The sequence below is a fragment of the Mycobacterium sp. NGS49 genome (genome assembly GCF_059812565.1).
In genome coordinates, this window is record NZ_JCALCX010000100.1 from 1 (window position 1) to 985 (window position 985).

Here is a 985-nt window from a genome sequence, read left to right on the forward strand (position 1 = left end):
CTGACTGGCCGGGCGGTGCCGGGAAAGACGGCGTTTGTGTTTCCCGGGCAGGGGGCGCAGCGGGCGGGTGTGGGGGCGCAGTTGTATGGGTGTTATCCGGTGTTCGCCGAGGCGATTGATGTGGTGTGTGCGCAGTTGGATCCGTTGTTGGGGCGGTCGTTGAAGGAGGTGTTGTTCGCGCCCGCGGGGTCTTCGGAGGCGGGGTTGTTGGATCAGTCGACGTTTACTCAGCCGGCGGTGTTTGCGGTGGAGGTGGCGTTGTATCGGTTGGTGGAGTCGTGGGGGGTGGTCCCGGATTTCTTGATTGGGCATTCGGTGGGTGAGTTGGTGGCGGCGTATGTGGCGGGGGTGTTGTCGCTGGCGGATGCGTGTGTGGTGGTGGCGGCGCGGGGTCGGTTGATGGGTGCGTTGCCTGGTGGTGGGGCGATGGTGGCGGTGGCTGCCGGTGAGCAGGAGGTGCGTGCCTCGCTGGTGGGGTATGAGGGCCGGTTGTGTGTGGCGGGGGTCAATGCTCCGGCCTCGACGGTGGTCTCGGGGGATGCGGCGGCTATTGATGAGTGGATCGGGTTGTGGGAGGGCCGCAAAGCTACTCGGTTGAAGGTCAGTCATGCGTTTCATTCGGCGCGGATGGAGCCGATGTTGGAGGAGTTCGCCGCGGTATTGCAGGGGGTGTCTTTCGGGGAGCCGCGGGTTGCGGTGGTGTCGAATCTGACGGGCACGGTGGCCACGGCTCAGGAGTTGGGTTCTGTCGGGTATTGGGTGCGTCATGCCCGCGAGGCGGTGCGGTTCATGGATGGGGTGGAGTTCTTGGCCGGTGCGGGGGTGAGCCGGTTTTTGGAGCTTGGTCCCTCGGGGCCGCTCAGCGCGATGGTGGCTCAGTGTGTGGCTGAGCGCGGTAGCGGCAACGAGGTGTTGTGTGTTGCGGCGTTGCGTGCAGCGGGGTCTGAGCCTGAGTCGGTGATGGGGTTGTTGGGGCGCGCGCATG

General features: G+C 65.6%; 1 protein-coding gene. It reads left to right on the top strand.

The window, feature by feature from the left end:
* Window positions 1-985: acyltransferase domain-containing protein (locus AC5Y7D_RS30855; protein ID WP_499929979.1), on the top strand; the 985-nt coding region annotated here is incomplete at both ends.